The organism is Lacrimispora sphenoides JCM 1415 (genome assembly GCF_900105615.1).
GTDB classification, from domain to species: domain Bacteria; phylum Bacillota; class Clostridia; order Lachnospirales; family Lachnospiraceae; genus Lacrimispora; species Lacrimispora sphenoides.
This window is the reverse complement of sequence record NZ_LT630003.1, coordinates 3422501-3440355: the sequence shown is the minus strand read 5'-3', so window position 1 is coordinate 3440355 and position 17855 is coordinate 3422501. Positions and strand designations below refer to the sequence as shown.

Here is a 17855-nt window from a genome sequence, read left to right as displayed (position 1 = left end):
ACCTCCAGAGTGCAGGGTTAAGCGATAAGATCTACCGAAGAATGCTCGAATAAATCAGCAGCGCTAGGCGGAACATAAAGGGGCTTTCCGATATATTCAATATTCACATCAGGCATTTGTGTGATTGACAGCTCAACATTTCCGGGTATAAATTCAAAATGCCCATTTGCAACTTTTATGTCAAAACTCATCCGATCCATTTCGTATTGCATAGAAAAGTCAGGATCTGACCATTCAATATTAGGACCTGTAGAAGGAAGGAATTGTAATCCGAATTCTCCTGTAGGCATTTGGGCACGTTGGCTGAATATTAAGTCAAGGGGATTTAAAATGTTAGGGTCTAACAACATAGCACCTTCTTCTGCGTATGCAGCAGTAGCCTCCATGGCGGCTGTTTTACCCATGGCAGCGGATTGCCGCACACTTTCCATTGTAGTGGGACAGACTGAATTACGTGCATCGTACGTATCCAGATACAATTTAGTGGGGCGGTTTTTTATAGTCAGGCCGCCCTTGTTTCTGTCGGTTATCAGGTCAGACTTAGAACTGGAATATTCCAGTTTTGCTCTCTGGATTTTCAGTTCGTATTTAATCGGTATGGTCGTAATTCTAAGCAATGGTTCCATTATAACACACCTCCAATCAACTTTACTTCATGAAATCAATAAAAGATGGAGATAAGATGCTGGTTCCTACCTTTAGGGCAGCATTGTATGCATACTGATTCCACATATAATCGGTAATGGCTTCAGCAGGGTCTATTCCTTCCACCTTTAACATTTGTTCCTGTAGAGAAATATCGTTATTTTCAAGACGGTCTTTTGTGGTATTTAAAAACTCAGATTTAACACCCAGATTAGTGACTTCATTTAATACGTTGGTTCCTAGGTCTTTAAATTTGTTCATAAGCTTTCCATAATTGTCAGCATCAAAAGTATCTGCCTCCAGGGCATCAGCCAGCTGACCGGCTAAAACAATGACATTATTGCTCATCCCATCCGCATCTTGTCCATATCCAATGGCCTTTATACCGGGAAGAGAAAGGTTAAATGCGCTAGAAGGTACGACACGGTCAGCGCCATCGAGAGAAAGGCCCAGCCCTAAGTCAACATAAAGGGTTTCTTTGGACAAATTAGTAAGATCTTTATAATTTTGACTGCCGGCGGCAGCATCCACATTAATACCACGGTAAGTAAGGGTTTTTCCGTCTTCAGAGAGAGCAAAAGGCGGATTCTTTCCGTCTGCTCCTGCAAATAAAAATGTGTCCTCATAGGTGGAGTTAAGGCTTAAGGCCATGGATTTTTGGAACTGACGGATGGCAGTTGCAAAGGTTTGCCTCGTTTCCGGTGTCTGCTTGTCACCGCTCATAGCCTGTATGTTATATTCCGCACTAATGGTTTTCATAGCATTGGATATCTGCATGAGTGCATCTTCCTGTCCATCCTGACGGGACTGAACATCTGATAAAGTGTTTAAGTTATCCAGATTCTTGTAGTATTTGCGGTGAAGCTGGGATGCACGGGCTGCAGATGCAGGATTCTCCGAGACGTTGTTAAAGCTTCGTTGAGTCATAACATGGTTTCTTGATACATTTAGGTTGGCTATGGAAGCTGCAAGATTGCTCTTATAGTTCCGAATAATCGCATTGGTTGAAATTCTCATTGGAAACCTCCTATCTTCCTACAATGCCGGTATTGTTTATTAATGTATTCAGTGCTTCGTCAAGGGTTGTCATAAGACGGGCGGCAGCTGAAAAGGATCTTTGGTATTGCATCAGGCTGATGCCTTCCTCGTCTAAAGAGACACCTGATACAGCATCTTTGCTGTCTGCAGTCTGCTGAAGCACAGATATGTGGTTATTAAGGATTGCTTGGTTAGCGGAACTGTCAATACCCTGGGTGTTTTCCAGATTAGAATAACACTGGGAAAAGTTTCCGGTATAGTGGGTAATAGATCCGGTCTGAGCGACCCCGTTGGTGTCCATGTAGGTGTATTCATATTTAAAAACCCGTTCATCGGTCAGGGATTTCAGCATCTTTATAATGTTGTCATTGGCAGTGGAACCAGCATCCTCTTTATGGGAAGAGATGATATGAATGGTGTTGTTCATCCAGTCATCGGATATTTTAATGTTGCTGGCAGTAAAACGGTTGCTTCCATCAGAGGTCTGGAACAAATCAAAGTTTCTAACATTGACAGGATTTGCTTTATAGAGAATGGATATATCCTTATCATCGGAGGTTTTGATGCTATCCACGTCCGTTGATACGGCATTAGTACTACGCCATTCCAGCTTTCCGGAAGCATAGGACCAAGTGCCGGCTTCGATGTTGCCATCCACCATCATAGATAGGAGAGATGGGTCGCCATTCAACTTACCAGCCAGATTGTTTAAACTATCTTCAAGTGTTGCTCCAATGGGTATTTCTCCTGAACCGTCGCCAAATGTATAAGTCTCGCCATTGACCGTAATTCTTTCTCCTCTTAAGAAGTTTCCAGTCGCTTTTGAGTAATCCATGCTGAATACTGCTTTTCCACCAGAGTCCTTTGATGCTGTGCCTATAGTCGGCAGCTGAGTTACACCGGTATAAGGTTGCATATTGCCATTCAATTCATTAAAGGTATTGGCAAAAGTCTGGACAAAAGCTTCAAAGGATTTTTCGTAATATCCAATTCCTCTGTAATCTGAAGAAGGGTTGTCCATTTCTCCCGATTTATTCAATACATCTACAGTTCCTTTTAAAGTTCCATCTTTCAGATAATTGGTAATATCCGTTTTCAGGGAGCTTACATCCGAACTGCTTGCGAAATTGCTGGCAGGAATCAATGATATGGAAACCGTACCGTCAGGCTCCCCGTTGTATCCTTTATTTCGTGTCATAGAAATTGATGCGACTTTTTCCCCATGTTCTCCTGCCGTAAGAGGATATGTAACTCCATCGCTGCCTCTGAAATTTACTACTGGATACTCAAATTTAGCTCCTGATGCGACAACCACATCCTTGTAAGTTACAGTGATAGGAAGGTAGCCGGCAAGCTCATCCAATTTTTCATTTCTCTTATCTAAAAGCTCAAGAGCTGGGTTACCTTGTACCTGGCTCTTCCAGATAGCGTCATTTAACTCTCCGATGTCAGAAAGAAGACCGTTGATGGCGGGTATATCTGTATTTTCCAGGCCATTGATGGTTTCTTCCCGAACGCTTTTAAGATCAGCAGCCTTTTGATGGATATAATTTACAATGACCTGTGCCCTGGAACGGACAATGCTGTCAAACTCGCTGTTATTTGCATTGGCGGACAGCTGATCAAGGCTGGAACTTAAATCACTAAGAGCCTTTTTTAACGCGTCCTTATCAGTCTCATCAAAAATATCGGCTAATTGATCCAATGTAGTCTGTCTTGCATCTGCCGTCCCCACCTTGGCAATTTGATTTCGGAATTGAACATCTAAAAATGGATCTCTAATCTGGGAAATGCCGGTAATTTCAACACCGTAACCTATTTTAGCACCAGGTCCTGTGCTCATATAATCGGCACCTCTTGTATTAAAACTTGCAAGATCCACCCTCTGTCTGGTATAGCCCTTTGTGTTAATATTTGCTATATTCTGTCCGGTCACATCAATAGCCCGCTGACTGGCAGTCATGGCCAGTTGGGCAATGGTAAAGCCGGAGAAAGTAGAGCGTGTCATAATAATCCCTCCCATTTTGCATTGTCTGGAGCCATTTTCCCTTGAGAACTTGTAATGGCTTTGTCTATCATGTGAAGATTGATTTCAATCATGGTACGTGCACCGTCACTTATTTCCTGAAACAGCCTAACCTGATTGGAGAGCCTGTCAAAGAGTTCTTTTAGCTGATCACGTTCCTCGTCCTTTGAGACTTTTGAAAGAATCTGCTGAAAGGTATCACCCTTCATGCCAAGCTGCTCCTGGCAATCCTCACGCTTTTTATCAAGGCCTCTTAATTTTAAAATGGCGGCCTGTTCCTTGTTCATGCAATCTTCCACATAAGTGACCCGGTTCTTCTTAGCGGCTTCCAGTTTTACCTGTTCCACCTGAACCAGATCCTGAAAAAGCTGGATCATATCCTCAATTACTGCCATAAAATTATTCATGGAAATCGGCTCCTTTGTATAAAAGAATTCTTTCGGCGATCTTGTTGGCATCCACCTGATAAGTTCCGTCTTCAATCTTCTGTCTTAAAAGGTTCAGTTTTTCTTCTGATGTGGTCTGCTTAACTTCTTTCATAAGAGCATTTTTAAGGCTTGAAATGAATTTAGAATCCATTTCTTCCTTGGGAGCAGAACGGATCGTGATTTCATCGTAATTGTTCTTGCCGGATTCAGAAGTGGTAATATCCTGGCTTTGCCGTATCATGGAGGTATTATACAGCGTACCGTAATAGTTCTGTGAAATACGCATTTATTTACTCCTTTCTAAGAATTTTATAAGGAAGTTCGATTTGCCTGGTGGCTCATCAAAGGCTGTTTTTTTATTACACCTATAATATCGTCAGTTTTAAGAAAATATTAACTTCAGGAACAGATTTTCTCAATTAAAGAGAACTTAAGTGCTTCATCAGGACGCCTGCTATGTTTGCACAGGGCACCTGCCTGGTAACAGCTCCTATGTTGTAGGCTACCATTGGCATTCCGTAAACAACGCAGCTTTCTGCATCCTGCCCAATGGTAAAAGCCCCCTTTTTTTTCATATTAAGAAGTCCTTCGGCCCCGTCACGTCCCATGCCGGTCATGATGATCCCCACGGAGGAGGCTCCGGCCGTGTCGGCAATGGACTGGAATAGAACGTCCACGGAAGGACGGTGTCCGCTTACTTTTTCACCGGGATAGCAGCTTACCGTGTAACGGCTTCCCATTTTAACTACCTTCATCTGCAGGTCACCGGGAGCAATCAGCACTTGACCCCTTTCAATGGCATCCCCGCTTTGGGCTTCTTTCACATTCATGGCGCAAAGCCGGTTTAAACGGTCTGCATACATTTTGGTAAAGCCCTCCGGCATATGTTGTGTGACCACAATTCCAGGCGTGTCTGCAGGAAGGTCTTTCAGCACCTGGAGAGTGGCTTCAGTTCCGCCTGTGGAAGCGCCTATGGCAATTATGGTATTAGAGGCATTCAAGGAGAAGGCCGTTTTTCCCATGGCAGAATTCCCTGGTTCTATGAGAGCAGGGGGAGAAACCGGGACTTTAATGACTGCACGGGAAGCAATAAAAATTTTGCTGATCAAGGTATTTAAGAATGTGCTGGCAGTATTACTGCTGGACATGTCAGGTTTTCTTACAAAGTCCACGGCGCCTGCGGAAAGGGCTTCAAACACGTTTAAATTAAGAGAAGAGACTAAAATGACTGGAACAGGATGTTTAGGAAGAAGTTTTTTGACAAATTCAATACCATTGATCATGGGCATTTCTACATCAAGCGTCACTACGTCTGGTTTAAGTAAAGGAATCTTTCGTTCTGCGTCAAATGCATCGACCGCATATCCGATCACTTCTATATTGGGATTTTGAGAGAGATTATCAATTAATACCTTGCGAAACAGCAGGGAATCATCTACTATGAAAACTCGGATTTTTTTGGCCATAATTTATTCCTCCTGTTATTTCTTCTTATCTGCCCACGCTTTATTGGCAGAGCCCACACTGCAGTCGAACTGCAATCCAAAATCCGTGTAATATAAAATCCATCTACTGAAATGGAGAGACAGTAAATAGATTTTATATTACGCAGATCATTCTTTTCGGTAAGTAGCCGGCATTAAATACCGGTAAGGCGTTTTTTCTTTGTTGATTGTTTCGGAGTGCCCGATAAATAAGTATCCGCCTGGGGCTGTTGCATCATAGAATCGCTGAATCAGCCCGTCTTTTGTATTCTGATCAAAATAAATCATGACATTTCTGCAAAAAATAATATCAAATTTTAACCGGAACCGAATGGGGTCCATAAGATTAAAGGTCTGGAAAATAACATTTGATTTTATTGCCGGAGCTACGGAATATAATCCCTGCTCCGGGGATTTGACAAAGTATTTGGATCTCCATGCAGGAGATAAGTTCTTTAAGGATTCCTCATCATATACCGCTTCCTTTGCTGCCCTTAAAGCATTCTGAGAAATATCTGTGGCAAGGACCCTGGTATCCCAGAGGGCGGCCTGGGACCCCAAAGTATCCTTGATAATCATGGAGATGGTATAAGGTTCTTCGCCGGATGAACATCCGGCGCTCCAAATGCTTAAAACTTTATTCTTTTTTGTGCTTATTAGATTAGGAAGAACGGTATCACGAAAAAAATTAAAATGTGCCTCTTCCCGCATAAAGTAAGTGTAGTTGGTTGTAAGCTTGTTGAGCATTATTTCCAGATCAGCCTGATTCTTTGATGAAAGAATGTGATCCACATAATCTGTGAAGGAAGTGTATCCCATGGAAATGATGGTGTTTGACAATCTTCCCATAATGAGCTGCATCTTTTTAGACAGATCGATTCCGTAATTTTTTTTCATGAAATCCACCAGCCGTATGAAATCATGCTGCGAAATTGTTAACATAGAGTAGCCGTCCTTTATGAGTTATTGACTAAGGTCTCGCAGTCCAGAAGAAGGACAATGTGGTTATCTGAAACGGATATCATACCGCTGACCAGTTCTTCCCGGTTATTGGCCGGAACCGGTGAGATTCTGGAATAATCAATATCAAGAACCTGCTCCACAGAATCCACGATGATTCCAATAAATACAGAATCCACATTTAGAACAATGATACAGCTTGAGTTGGTATATTCTATGTCCGGCTTGCCAAGTCTTGACCGGATATCCATGATGGGAACGATCTGCCCTCTTAAATTGATGATCCCCTTTACATATCTTGGTACCACGGGCATGGCAGTAATGGTATGGTTGGTGATGATTTCAATGATATAATTGGTGCTTACACCAAAAGTAAGGTTTTCTGTGCGGAAGGTTAAATAGCGTTCCGTGGTTTCTGTCCGAGCGGAAGTAAAAGCTTCGGATGTAGCTGTATTTTCTGCTGGCATTTGTATTCCTCCGATTTCAATTTGCTTGCCCAAGCTTTCTGGGCATAAAGGTATACCTAAAGGGTATTCTAATTAATAATACTGATTTTGTGATGCGGCATACAGGTTTAAAACATCTAATATGATGCTGATACTGCCATCACCAAGTATGGTACAGCCGCTGATACCTGAATCCTTAACGTTAAAGCTGTTTAAGAATACTGGAAGAGGCTTTACAACAACCTGCTGTTCCCCTAGGAGCTCATCGACAAAGAGACAGTAAGATTTGTCACCGGATTCCACCCAAACCAGAATTCCGTCTTCAATACTTGTAATTTCTGTTTCAATGTTGTAAAGCCTGTGTATGCGGAAGATAGGGTAGAACTGGTTCATGCACCTTACGATCTCATTGCCTTCCGTGTCGTAGATCACTTCTTCATTCTTCACCTTAAAGGATTGGCGGATGTTCGCAATAGGGATGGTAAAGACAGATTTTCCCACTGAGATCTCCATACCATCCACAATGGCCATGGTGAGAGGGATTTTTAAGGTAGTGCACATTCCTTTGCCTAATTCACTGGAAATGCTTATGGTACCACCGATATTCTCCACATTTTTCTTGACCACATCCATGCCAACTCCACGTCCGGAAAATTCAGTGACAACCTCATTGGTAGAAAAGCCGGGAGCCAGAAGGAGGTTTAAGATTTCTTTTTGTGAGTATTCGCTTTCCGGTTTGGTAAGAATGCCGTTTCTCTTTGCTTTTGCAAGAACTCCTTCCGGATTCACACCCTTTCCGTCATCGCTGATGGTAATGATAACTTCGTTGGTGGTATGGCTTGCTGAGAGAGTCAGTTCTCCCTGAGGATCTTTCCCGGCAGCAATACGTTCCTCGGCAGTTTCTTCTATTCCATGGTCCATAGAATTGCGGACAATATGCATGATGGGATCTCCGATGCTGTCTACAATGGACTTGTCAACTTCCGTATTTTCACCGATAATGGTTAAGCGCACGTCTTTTTTCAGCTTTTGCTTCATATCCCGGACGATACGGTTCATCTTCTGGAATACGCCGGAAACAGGTACCATGCGCAGGGACATTACAATATCCTGTAAGTCATCGGTCAGCTTGCGAAGCTGTCTTGTGGCCTTTAAAAAGCTGTCAAGGTTCTTTAAATTCTGGATATCAGGCGAGGAAGTCACCATGGATTCCGTAATGACAATCTCACCGACGATTGCCACTAAGTTGTCTAATTTTGCCAGATTTACGCTGATCAGATTCTGTTTGTTCGGCATCTGATGAGCGTTACCAGTGGCAGGAGAACCTGGGGCCGGGGCGCTTTCACCTGCAGATGGAGCGGAAACTGCCGCAGCCTTCTTTTTTTCTTCACTGGGAGCAGCCTTGGCGCGGGGATTTTCAATCAGTTCATAGGAACGGATGTTGTTCATATTATTGATCTGTGATATGGCTGAATCAGCCGACTCACGGGATTGGAACGTCAGGAAAAAGCCTTTCTCAATTATGGATCCGCAGCTCTGGCTGTTAGTTTCCACATCGGTGGGATAATGGCTAAACTCCAGTCCGGATTCTTTTAATGCGCTGATAAGCATGAAAGCCCGAAGGTTTTCCATTCCGCAGCCTTCATCAAAAAAGATACGAAGGAAAAAGGCAGCCGGATCTTCCGGGCATTCTGCAACGTCCAAACGGATCTCATCCAGGCTGGTGGCAGAAACGGGAGTGGAAATGACCGGTGCTGGCTGAGGAGCTTCTTGGGGACGGGAATTATCCGAATGATTTTTTTCCACGGCAGCGGTCGGGCTGTCATCGCTGATTTTTTTCAGGAAGCTATTAATTTCTTGAGTCAGATGGTCGACATTATCACTAAGTGGTTCATTGTTTTCTACTTTTGATACTTCAGCACGAAGCATATCTGTAGAGCGGAACATTAAATCAAAAAGAGTGCTTTTGTGGGAACTGTCAAGGGAATCAAGACCATTCTCACGGATAAAAAAGAATAAATCTTCAATACGATGTGCTATCTGCATCAGGGAGGAAAATTCCATCATAGCAGAAGATCCTTTGATTGTGTGCATGATGCGGAAGATTTCATTTACGTCATCTACTGTAAAATCTCCTGCTTTTTCGGCTTCTATCAGGAGCTCGTCTAATTGCTCCAGGAGGGAATTGGTTTCAAAGAGGTACATATCAAGCATATTATCCATGCCGTTATCCATAGTATTTACACCGCCTTGTTTAGTTTAGTATATATCTGTTTATCGGTATGGTTGGATAAAAAATAATAGCAAATTAAATAACCTTTCGAAAATAATATAAAATACCAGTTAATTGGAGGCATAGTATGGCAGATATTTTGAAAGTTACAACACCCCTTTCCGGTTATGATAATTCCACGATTAAAAACAACCCCCAGGCTGGCCAGGGAATCCAGATACAGAACCCAATAGATCCCTCAAAGGCGACGCGGGCGGATAACCGGTCTGATTCCGGGGGAAACGGGGATCAACAGCTGGCATTCCAGTACGGTTCGAATTTCGGTTCATTTCTGAACCAGGTAAAAAACATACCTGATCTTACCAAAATTATGACCGATATTTTTTTCCAGAGTGAGGAAATGCTGACGGGCGGAGTCATGGGAGAAGAAGCAGCGCAGAAGATTGCAGCCTTTTTTGAAGCAGCTCAGATGCAGGGAGAAGAGATTCTGCCCTTTTTAAAGGAACAGGCCGAATCAGCAGTCCGCTTTAACGGCGGCATTTTTGACCAGCTGCGTCATGTGATGGCAGAAACAACTTCTGTGGATTTAAAAGCAGAGATTTTGAATTTTATCAGAAAATTCAATGATATGTCTTCCGGTAAGCATATACTTCATGATATATTTAATACAGTAAAGGATATGGAGGCATATGTTTTTAAGCAGACAAGAGAGCAGATAGAGGCTTTACTAAAGGAACTGGACTTATCTGCTCCCGAAGGGCAAACTTCAGAGAACAGCGCACTCTTAAAGGAGAAGATCCTTCCTTTTTTGGGCCGTTATATCGCAATGAATCACGATATGGGCACGATACGGGATAAGATATCACTTTTAACGGTATTAATAGCCAGGTATGAAAATGGGGACAGGGAAGAGGTTTTGCAGTCTTTTTCCAAGCTGGCGGGTTACCAGGGTTTTCGTAAATTTTTTGGAGCCATGACTACAGAGCAGTTCGGTGAACTGCTTGATCAGGTCGATTTAGAGCAGGCGGCAGGGAAAAACCAATGGGCGGATAAGTTCGTTGATTTCCTAAAGACCGGTGTGAGCGGAGGCACCGGCCTTGAGAATAAGCAGATGTTTCAGAATATGCTTCAATCCCTGGTTTTAAATGAAAGTGTTTATATGCCCCTTTTGCATCTGGCGTTCCCCCTGGAAATTGACGGGCGGAAACTATTTTCCGAAATGTGGATTGATCCTGATGAGGAGGGCAGCAGCACTCAGGCGGGGGCAAAGCATACGACCAGAATTTTCGTCAAATTTGATATCAGGGAATTGGGCCAGTTTAAGCTTCTGCTTCTTTATGGGGATAATGCAGCCTCCTTACAGCTTTTCTATCCGGAAAAGATGCAAAAAACAGAGGGAAATATTTATAAGGAGATTAAAAATATCCTTGAGCGGTATCATTTCCGGGCAGATAGCTTATATCTCCAGGCAGGGGGCGGTCCCTCCTCTCCAGTAGAGGTATTTTCCAAAATCCATGAAAGGAAGAATTCAGTTGATGTCAGAATTTAAAAATACATTAAATAAAAAAGCAGTCGCGATAAAATATGACGATGCAAAGAATTCTGCACCTGTTATCGTGGCCTCCGGTATGGGATATATGGCGGAAAAAATAATAGAAACTGCCAATGAAAGCGGTGTCCCCGTTTATGAGGATAATTCTCTTGCAACCATTTTGACCCAGCTTGAGCTTGGAAGCCAGGTGCCGGAGGAGTTATATCAGGCTATTGTGGATATTTACCTTTATTTCTTAAATTGTGTGCCAGGTTCGGCAGAAAAACCGGCACCAGAGCCTATAAAGGAAATAGAGGAAGAGGATTTAATGAAAGAAGATTTAATAAAAGAAGATTTAGTTAAAGAGGATTTAATGAAAGAGGAAATAATTAAAGAGGAAACGGTGGAGTAGTTTATGTTTACTGAGTGTGAAAAAGCAAGTGTCTTTTCTTTAACTGGTATCTTTATCGCAGAGGTAAAGGTAGTTGATTCTCATATGGATAGTATGGGGCTTATCTTTAATGAGGAAGATATGGATAAGGTGAGCACAGAATCCGTGATCGTATTTCACGACGGTGTTCAGGGACTTGTTACATGCAAATGCCGTTTATCAGGCAGGGTAAAAATCAGTGGTGAGGAAATTGGGGAGATCGGTAATGCGATCTATAAGGTTCCATGCATGATCGACGAATTGATCGGTATAGAACAAAGGCGTCGTGACCTTAAGGTCAGAGTTTCGTTTCCGGTTACCCTGGAGACGGCGGATTCAGACGGAAAAGTCACACACATAGATGCTAAAATTAAAGATTTAAGTGCAGGAGGGGTCGGGCTTGAATCAGCAGTTGAATTAAGTGTAGAGCAGATCTTTTCCTTTCTGTTTGAAACGGACAGCGACTGTACCAGGCTCAAGGGCTGTATTTTATGGGTAAAGAAATTGTCAGGCGAGAACGAACCGCCACGCTACCGGTATGGCAGCCGTTTCTTTGATATGACATCTTATCAGGAGTCCATGGTCAGGAAGTTCGCTTTTCTGGAACAGCTGAAAAAAAGGAAAACACAGTAATTGCGCGTTGTGCAATAGGAATTTACTGTGTCCTTTGAAAAAAGAGCTGCCTGATGAAAATGAAAACATTCCAACAGGTACGGCGGGCATTTCCATGGCATGACGTCCCATCAGGAGAGCGTGCTGGAAAGGTACCTGCTGATGGAGAAAGCAAAGGAAAAGAAACCATAGTATTGCTATATGTAACTTTACGAAAAAAATATAAACTGTAGTGTAAGGACTTATTAAAAAGGAGCGATTTCATGAGACAACAAAAGAGGGGATTGGCAATAGCAATTTTAGTCGCTTTTTGCCTGTGTCTCTTCCCTGAAAAAGCGATGGCAACAGAGGCAATCAATTCAATCAGCATTAAGGTGGTACTTAATATTGAAGCAGGTGACCGCTTGCCAGATATAAAAATTAATCAAACAAGCGGGGAGTGCTATGTAACTTCCGGCGATAAAAAGTACACTGTCAGAGAGGCAAAGTGGGTAACCTCAACCTCAAAGGATATATCGGTGGGGGAAGAACCCAGGATGAATGTTACACTTACTCCTTCTGATGAGTACGATGCTTATTTTAAATCTTCTTATGAGGCTGCCAAGATGAAAATCACGGGAGGTTCCTATGTCAGTGCAAAGCGAAATGGCAGTGACATGGTTGTCACCTTAAGGACGAAGCCTGTTAAAGGCCTGTTCGCGGAACCGGAAGACGTGGGCTGGAAGGACACAAGGCTTGGCCAGGCTGTCTGGTCCAAAGGAGATAACACATCGGGTGCTTATGAATTATGGCTTTACTGTGGTAAAAAAATAATTTTAAAAAAGGAACAGGTAAAGGCTACCTCCTATAATTTCTATCCGTATATGACAGAGGAAGGAACCTATTCTTACAAAATCCGTTCGGTTCCCTTCAAACAGGATGAGCTTAAGAATGGAAAGAAGAGCAGCTGGGTGGAGTCAGACGAACTGGTTATCAGGGACCGGGATGTATCCGATGGAACTGGAAAAGACTCTGACACAACTGCGGGTACAACAAATGGCTCTGGGATAAAAGAGGGCTGGGATCAGCAGTCCGGAGTATGGTACTACCGGTATGCCGATGGAACAGTCCAGGCTAATTCCTGGATGGTACTTGATGATGTATGGTACCGCTTTGACCAGGATGGAAAGATGGTAACCGGCTGGTTTATCCTGGATTCTGATATCTATTATATGAATTCCAAAGGAGCCATGGTGACCGGCTGGAATAAGATTGCCAATACATGGTATTATTTTTATCCGGACAATGGCTACGAGGCTCCCATGGGAGCAGCCGCTACAAACTGGCAGGTCATTGATGGCTATTATTATTATTTTAACAGCCAGGGTGCCATGCAGAAGGACTGGATCAACCAGGCAGGAAGATGGTATTATTTAAATACTGTACAGGGTAACTTAGAGGGTGCTATGCTAAAGGGCTTAATCACCCGGAATGGGCGTACTTATTTTACCGGGGAAGATGGAGTCATGGTAACCGGTTGGCAGAAGATCGATGGACTGTGGCGGTATTTTAATCAGGATGGCACGATGGCTGTAAATACGGTAATCAATGGATTTCCGGTAAATGAAGATGGAGTATGGGTACAATGATGAGAGATAAGAAAAGAAAACTGCATTCTATGTTCCTTGCTGCTTTGGTGGCAGCATTTACATGCTTGCCGGCTGTCATGTCCTTTGCTGCCGATTCTGTTGTGATTCGTAGCGTAAATCTTAAGTTTGACAGCCAGTATGGGAGTGAAGAAATACTGATGCCTGGAATTTCTACAACGAATGCAGGAGTATCAGTTAAGGAAGTTGTCTGGAAACGGGATATCAGCAAATGGAAGGCAGCAAAGAATGAACGGGTCAGTGTGTTTTTAACATCAGACACCTCAATATTTGCAAATACCTACAACCGGTCAGAGTGCAAGATCACAGGGGCAAAGTTTGTTTCCGCCAAAGCATTGGATAACAATACCCTGGAAATAAAGGTGGATTATGTTCCTGTAGTTATTTTAGGAAGAACTGCAAGGGCCGGCTGGAGCGATAGCAAAATGACAAAGGCTGTGTGGGAAAAAGTTGAATTTGCTACTGGTTATCAGGTTGCCCTGTATGCAGATGATAAACTGAAGAAGCGTATTTCTGTTGAAACCAATACGGTGGATCTTTCTGAATACATGGATAAGGATGCTGTTTATTACTATGAAGTCCGGGCAGTCGGCTATACTGCCGATGACCGGAAATATATGAAGGAAGGGGATTATGTCACTTCCGATGATACCATTATGGAATATGACGGAGATACATCAGGTGCATGGAAGGGAAATACCTACAAGCAGGAGGATGGTGGAATCGCCAGGAATTGCTGGAAGCAGATATTAAATGACTGGTATTATTTTGACGGAAATGGAACTTACCAGACAGGCTGGCTCCTGTCAGGCCAAAGATGGTATTATTTAAACCCCAAGGATGGAAAATTACTCATGGGCTGGCAGTTTGTCAATGGGAAATGGTATTATTTAAATCCGGGCGGAGGAGAAATGCTGACAGGCTGGATACAGCCCCAGCCAGGGATCTGGTATTATTTAAATCCGGATGGCAGCATGGTAAGCAGCACGAATGTCGGTAATTATTGGGTGGATGCTTCAGGAAGATGGGTTCCGTAAAATTCGGAAATTGACGGGAGGATTATATTTTGGCAACAATAGACCAGTTAAAACTGTCTGCTCTTACCAGTGCAAAGGCAGGACAGGCGGGATATACGGCAGCTTCATCTGCCAAGGGGAATTTTAAACAGATTTTAAAATCAGTTGCAAAGGCTCCGGAAAACCTTGAAGCCATATTCAAAGAGGCTTCTAAAAAATACGGTGTTTCCGAAAAGTTGTTAAAGGCGGTTGCTAAGGCAGAATCGAATTTTAACCCATCTGCAACTTCTAAGAAGGGAGCTGCCGGAGTAATGCAGTTAATGCCTGCCACAGCCAGATCTCTGGGAGTGGACGATCCTTATGATGCAAGAAGCAATATCATGGGGGGAGCTAAATATTTAAAAGAAAATCTGGAACGGTATAAAGGGAATGTGGATCTCACCCTGGCGGCCTATAATGCCGGAAGCAACAATGTAAGCAAATATGGAGGAATCCCTCCTTTTAAGGAAACGCAGGAGTACGTAAAGAAAGTTAAGAATTATATGGGGGATTCAGAAGTATCAGGATATTCAGACGTATCAGGATACCCATCGGACATATCAAGTACTTATGATTATCTGTCCAATCTATCTTTGGACGGAGAAAGCAGCAGTCTTGTACCTGCTAAATCTGATTATCTTTATTTAATTGAACTGATGAAGCTTCGTATGCAAATGGCTTCCTTTAGTATTTCCAATCAGTTTGATACTGCAGATTCAACGTCTGGTTCAGTTTTTAATATATAAAAAGAAAAAGCCTGATGGAAAGTCTGTTTCTAAAGACCTTCCATCAGGCTTTTTCTATGTAATAATAGATAACATGTCATTTTAGTTATATAAGATCTATCGTTGTGAAGACCTTACTTATGGGAAATCGCATCACTTACTTTTAACAGGGCCTCAATAAAGTATGACTTTTTAATTGGCTTGAAAACAAAAGGAAGGTTGGATCCTAATTTTTGAACCATCTGCTGTGTTTCATCATAAGCAAGAGAACTGATGATCATAATTCCTGCTTCCGGATGATGCTCCAACAGGCGTTTGGAAGCTTCGATACCATCGATTCCAGGCATTATGATATCCATGGTCACAATATCGGGCTTTTCTCTTTCATAGGCTTCCAGAGCCTCTTCTCCGCTTCTACACTGATAGATGACGTCAAAATCTGTTCCTTTAAGTAATTGCTCTATCTCGCTGCGTGTTACAATTGAATCATCGACAATCATAATTGTTTTTTTCATTATAGCTTCCCTCCTTCTAAATTAATTACTTCCGATCGTAATTTCCCCTTCGCTGTTTTTATAAACAATACTCCTTGAGTATTCCTCCTGAACCAGCAGACTGGAAGAACCGATCCGTATGCGAACCACTGGCAGCAGCTGCTGGCATTGAATGATTCCGGACTGCTCCTTATCGATTGCTGTTATTTCTTCCAAGCGGTTTGTAATCTCCTGTTCCCTGAGATTTAAATAAGTGGAAGCCTGTTTCAGATCATCAAGCAGCTGCTGTCTATCCTGCCTTTGAGTGGTTTCAAGATAGGTGATATTTTTTCTTACTTCCGACATATTATGGTGAAGCTGCTCCAGCTCTCTGGCAAGCCGGGCGGATTCCTCTACGTTTCTTGGAACATTTGCAATGATTAATTCGGTAACGAGCCGCCGTACTTTAGAACCAATCACACGTGCATTGATGGTGTTTGCAGCCAAAAGAGTACCGCCGATAATGACGCCCATGCCGGAGGTAACAATGATATCCTGACCGCTTTCTATTTTAGAGTTGATAATGCTTTCCGCATAAACATTTCCTTTGGCAGTGACCGTGCAATGTTCCAAATAACGGCATTTAACATCAGAGTCAGAGGTTAAAGTACCACGGCCGTTTCCTGACATGCCGCTTGCAATCGTAATGGATCCCAGGGCAGTTATCTGAGCACCTTCCACGGAGCCTCGGATGTCAATTCTTCCGGTAGCTTTTACCGAGAATCCATTTCTTACATCTCCAGTAATCAATATATCTCCATCATAATCCAGGTTCCCTGTACTATTATCAATATTACCATTTATTTTAAGGATAGGATCTACCTGGAATTTACCATTAACAAATGTTACATGGCCTGTTTTCTGGGAAACGAGCTGAGTCCGGTCCTCCGTAAGCTTAGTATTGCGGCCAACAGGTACGTGAACATCAGTTCCTTTAATTGTGCAGGGATAGGGCTGTCCGGTTATGGTCATACCATTTTCCCCTGGTACAGCAAGAGCAATACTGCTGATTACTTCTCCTTCTTTAACGGACTGAATATTATTTAAATTTTTATAATCCACAGATCCGTTTTCATCTTCTATAAATTCAATCTTAAGATCCCGTTTATAATGGTCTTTAATAGAACCATCAATTCCGTTGCGTGCCAGAATTCCCTTTGCAACCAGCACGGCCTGACCATAGATCTGGTTTTCAACAATTGACTTCAGGGACTCCTCCATAATTCCGATAGATACATGCTCCTGATTGAGGATTGATTTTAAATCTTCTTCCTTTATATCCTGACCGTCGTTAAATGGAGGGATCACATAAAACCATGCAGCCATGCGGTCCTTTGAAACGTAAAGATAGGCCTGAGCCGCTTTTGGCTGGGGAACCTGCTCCTGTGTAGATTCGGATGTCCGTCTGAAAACATTGGATAATGATTGCATTTTACTGGAAAACTGAGCGCACTCACTGTATAATGCTTCTTCATCTATCCGTACAATAAGCGGATCATAGGAAGGCTCCCATATTAAAGAAGTGGAGGGAGCTTCATATTCGATTTCGGGATATACGGTTGTTGCGGCAGAACTTTTTTGTGCGGTTGGATCTGATACTGTCTCATTAAGATCTTCATTATGGGATTCTTCGGATGAAACGACAGAAGCTGCACTGATTTTTTCTGATGTTTCCGCAGAGCGCCTTACATTCTGGAAAAGGCTAAAGAATCCTTTTTTATTTTTTTCTTTCATTTTCTTCCCCTAACATTAAAAAAATACCTGCTACTATAACCCTGTATGCAAGTAATTGGCTGATTTCGAATCGCTTCTTTGGCTGGGGTCTATAGACATCAACGCTATTAAACTTTACAATCAAAGATGCCGGCTCTGGTTTCTGGTTATTCCATTCCTATGTAGATACAGTCGGATGAAATGATTCTAGAGCTTTTGCTGATCAGATTACCTGGATCGAGCCAAGTGAATCTATTTCTTTGGATATTGGATTTAATTCTGCCCGGTCTTTGTGAAGCTACATTCCTTGAATTATCCATTGTTAAAATTAATCTGTCATGCAGATTGCC

General features: G+C 42.6%; 17 protein-coding genes. 6 read left to right on the top strand and 11 right to left on the bottom strand.

The annotated features are described in order from the left end of the window. Positions 1 to 17 precede the first annotated feature (17 nt). From BMX69_RS15575 to BMX69_RS15535, 9 genes are all read right to left on the bottom strand, one after another. The gene (locus BMX69_RS15575; protein WP_054790142.1) at positions 18 to 626 is read right to left on the bottom strand and encodes a DUF6470 family protein; all 609 of its coding nucleotides are present in this window, start codon (positions 624 to 626) and stop codon (positions 18 to 20) included. 22 nt (positions 627 to 648) lie between these two features. Then, entirely contained in the window at positions 649 to 1662 is a 1014-nt protein-coding gene (locus BMX69_RS15570; protein WP_100042846.1) for a hypothetical protein, read from the bottom strand. A 10-nt stretch (positions 1663 to 1672) separates the two neighbouring features. Beyond that, on the bottom strand, positions 1673 to 3691 hold the full coding sequence (flgK, locus tag BMX69_RS15565) for a flagellar hook-associated protein FlgK (protein ID WP_160117918.1): 2019 nt from the start codon (positions 3689 to 3691) through the stop codon (positions 1673 to 1675). Further along, on the bottom strand, positions 3688 to 4116 hold the full coding sequence (gene flgN, locus BMX69_RS15560) for a flagellar export chaperone FlgN (RefSeq protein WP_157724423.1): 429 nt from the start codon (positions 4114 to 4116) through the stop codon (positions 3688 to 3690). The genes flgK and flgN overlap by 4 nt, the downstream gene beginning before the upstream one ends. Then, positions 4109 to 4423, bottom strand: a complete 315-nt coding sequence (locus tag BMX69_RS15555) for a flagellar biosynthesis anti-sigma factor FlgM (RefSeq protein ID WP_054790149.1) — start codon at positions 4421 to 4423, stop codon at positions 4109 to 4111. The genes flgN and BMX69_RS15555 overlap by 8 nt, the downstream gene beginning before the upstream one ends. A gap of 133 nt (positions 4424 to 4556) precedes the next feature. Continuing rightward, positions 4557 to 5603, bottom strand: coding sequence for a protein-glutamate methylesterase/protein-glutamine glutaminase (locus BMX69_RS15550; protein WP_054790150.1), 1047 nt, complete (start codon positions 5601 to 5603; stop codon positions 4557 to 4559). A gap of 147 nt (positions 5604 to 5750) precedes the next feature. Next, positions 5751 to 6563: a CheR family methyltransferase gene (locus BMX69_RS15545; protein ID WP_100042843.1), complete on the bottom strand. Its 813-nt coding sequence runs from the start codon at positions 6561 to 6563 to the stop codon at positions 5751 to 5753. Positions 6564 to 6577: 14 nt separating this feature from the next. After that, positions 6578 to 7048 carry a chemotaxis protein CheW gene (locus BMX69_RS15540; RefSeq protein WP_054790151.1) on the bottom strand — a complete coding sequence of 157 codons (471 nt, stop codon included), beginning with the start codon at positions 7046 to 7048 and terminating at the stop codon, positions 6578 to 6580. 72 nt (positions 7049 to 7120) lie between these two features. Then, positions 7121 to 9262 carry a chemotaxis protein CheA gene (locus BMX69_RS15535; RefSeq protein ID WP_174715225.1) on the bottom strand — a complete coding sequence of 714 codons (2142 nt, stop codon included), beginning with the start codon at positions 9260 to 9262 and terminating at the stop codon, positions 7121 to 7123. Positions 9263 to 9387: 125 nt separating this feature from the next. Here BMX69_RS15535 and BMX69_RS15530 point away from each other — a divergent pair, with 125 nt between their 5' ends. From BMX69_RS15530 to BMX69_RS15505, 6 genes are all read left to right on the top strand, one after another. Next, on the top strand, positions 9388 to 10809 hold the full coding sequence (locus tag BMX69_RS15530) for a hypothetical protein (protein ID WP_100042842.1): 1422 nt from the start codon (positions 9388 to 9390) through the stop codon (positions 10807 to 10809). Beyond that, positions 10796 to 11203 (top strand): EscU/YscU/HrcU family type III secretion system export apparatus switch protein, encoded by a 408-nt coding sequence (locus BMX69_RS15525; RefSeq protein WP_100042841.1) that lies wholly within the window; start codon positions 10796 to 10798, stop codon positions 11201 to 11203. The genes BMX69_RS15530 and BMX69_RS15525 overlap by 14 nt, the downstream gene beginning before the upstream one ends. 3 nt (positions 11204 to 11206) lie before the next feature. Next, positions 11207 to 11854 (top strand): PilZ domain-containing protein, encoded by a 648-nt coding sequence (locus BMX69_RS15520; protein WP_054790156.1) that lies wholly within the window; start codon positions 11207 to 11209, stop codon positions 11852 to 11854. A gap of 242 nt (positions 11855 to 12096) precedes the next feature. After that, entirely contained in the window at positions 12097 to 13461 is a 1365-nt protein-coding gene (locus tag BMX69_RS15515) for an N-acetylmuramoyl-L-alanine amidase family protein (protein WP_054790158.1), read from the top strand. Further along, positions 13458 to 14516, top strand: a complete 1059-nt coding sequence (locus BMX69_RS15510; protein ID WP_160117917.1) for an N-acetylmuramoyl-L-alanine amidase family protein — start codon at positions 13458 to 13460, stop codon at positions 14514 to 14516. Before BMX69_RS15515 ends, BMX69_RS15510 begins: the two co-directional genes overlap by 4 nt. 29 nt (positions 14517 to 14545) lie before the next feature. Then, positions 14546 to 15280 (top strand): lytic transglycosylase domain-containing protein, encoded by a 735-nt coding sequence (locus tag BMX69_RS15505; protein ID WP_330387444.1) that lies wholly within the window; start codon positions 14546 to 14548, stop codon positions 15278 to 15280. 113 nt (positions 15281 to 15393) lie between these two features. On the opposite strand, the gene BMX69_RS15500 is transcribed toward BMX69_RS15505, so the two are convergent. After that, positions 15394 to 15774 (bottom strand): response regulator transcription factor, encoded by a 381-nt coding sequence (locus BMX69_RS15500; RefSeq protein WP_025229759.1) that lies wholly within the window; start codon positions 15772 to 15774, stop codon positions 15394 to 15396. Positions 15775 to 15795: 21 nt separating this feature from the next. Next, positions 15796 to 17526, bottom strand: coding sequence for a DUF342 domain-containing protein (locus tag BMX69_RS15495; protein WP_100042839.1), 1731 nt, complete (start codon positions 17524 to 17526; stop codon positions 15796 to 15798). Positions 17527 to 17855: the final 329 nt, after the last annotated feature.

Excerpts from the sequence above, each read along its gene's own strand:
- BMX69_RS15515 (WP_054790158.1), top strand. The coding sequence starts at position 12,097 with ATGAGACAACAAAAGAGGGGATTGGCAATAGCAATTTTAGTCGCTTTT.
- BMX69_RS15570 (WP_100042846.1), bottom strand. The coding sequence starts at position 1,662 with ATGAGAATTTCAACCAATGCGATTATTCGGAACTATAAGAGCAATCTT.
- BMX69_RS15550 (WP_054790150.1), bottom strand. The coding sequence starts at position 5,603 with ATGGCCAAAAAAATCCGAGTTTTCATAGTAGATGATTCCCTGCTGTTT.
- BMX69_RS15510 (WP_160117917.1), top strand. The coding sequence starts at position 13,458 with ATGATGAGAGATAAGAAAAGAAAACTGCATTCTATGTTCCTTGCTGCT.
- BMX69_RS15540 (WP_054790151.1), bottom strand. The coding sequence starts at position 7,048 with ATGCCAGCAGAAAATACAGCTACATCCGAAGCTTTTACTTCCGCTCGG.
- BMX69_RS15555 (WP_054790149.1), bottom strand. The coding sequence starts at position 4,423 with ATGCGTATTTCACAGAACTATTACGGTACGCTGTATAATACCTCCATG.
- BMX69_RS15545 (WP_100042843.1), bottom strand. The coding sequence starts at position 6,563 with ATGTTAACAATTTCGCAGCATGATTTCATACGGCTGGTGGATTTCATG.
- BMX69_RS15575 (WP_054790142.1), bottom strand. The coding sequence starts at position 626 with ATGGAACCATTGCTTAGAATTACGACCATACCGATTAAATACGAACTG.
- BMX69_RS15525 (WP_100042841.1), top strand. The coding sequence starts at position 10,796 with ATGTCAGAATTTAAAAATACATTAAATAAAAAAGCAGTCGCGATAAAA.
- flgN (WP_157724423.1), bottom strand. The coding sequence starts at position 4,116 with ATGAATAATTTTATGGCAGTAATTGAGGATATGATCCAGCTTTTTCAG.
- flgK (WP_160117918.1), bottom strand. The coding sequence starts at position 3,691 with ATGACACGCTCTACTTTCTCCGGCTTTACCATTGCCCAACTGGCCATG.
- BMX69_RS15520 (WP_054790156.1), top strand. The coding sequence starts at position 11,207 with ATGTTTACTGAGTGTGAAAAAGCAAGTGTCTTTTCTTTAACTGGTATC.
- BMX69_RS15535 (WP_174715225.1), bottom strand. The coding sequence starts at position 9,262 with ATGGATAACGGCATGGATAATATGCTTGATATGTACCTCTTTGAAACC.
- BMX69_RS15495 (WP_100042839.1), bottom strand. The coding sequence starts at position 17,526 with ATGAAAGAAAAAAATAAAAAAGGATTCTTTAGCCTTTTCCAGAATGTA.
- BMX69_RS15500 (WP_025229759.1), bottom strand. The coding sequence starts at position 15,774 with ATGAAAAAAACAATTATGATTGTCGATGATTCAATTGTAACACGCAGC.
- BMX69_RS15530 (WP_100042842.1), top strand. The coding sequence starts at position 9,388 with ATGGCAGATATTTTGAAAGTTACAACACCCCTTTCCGGTTATGATAAT.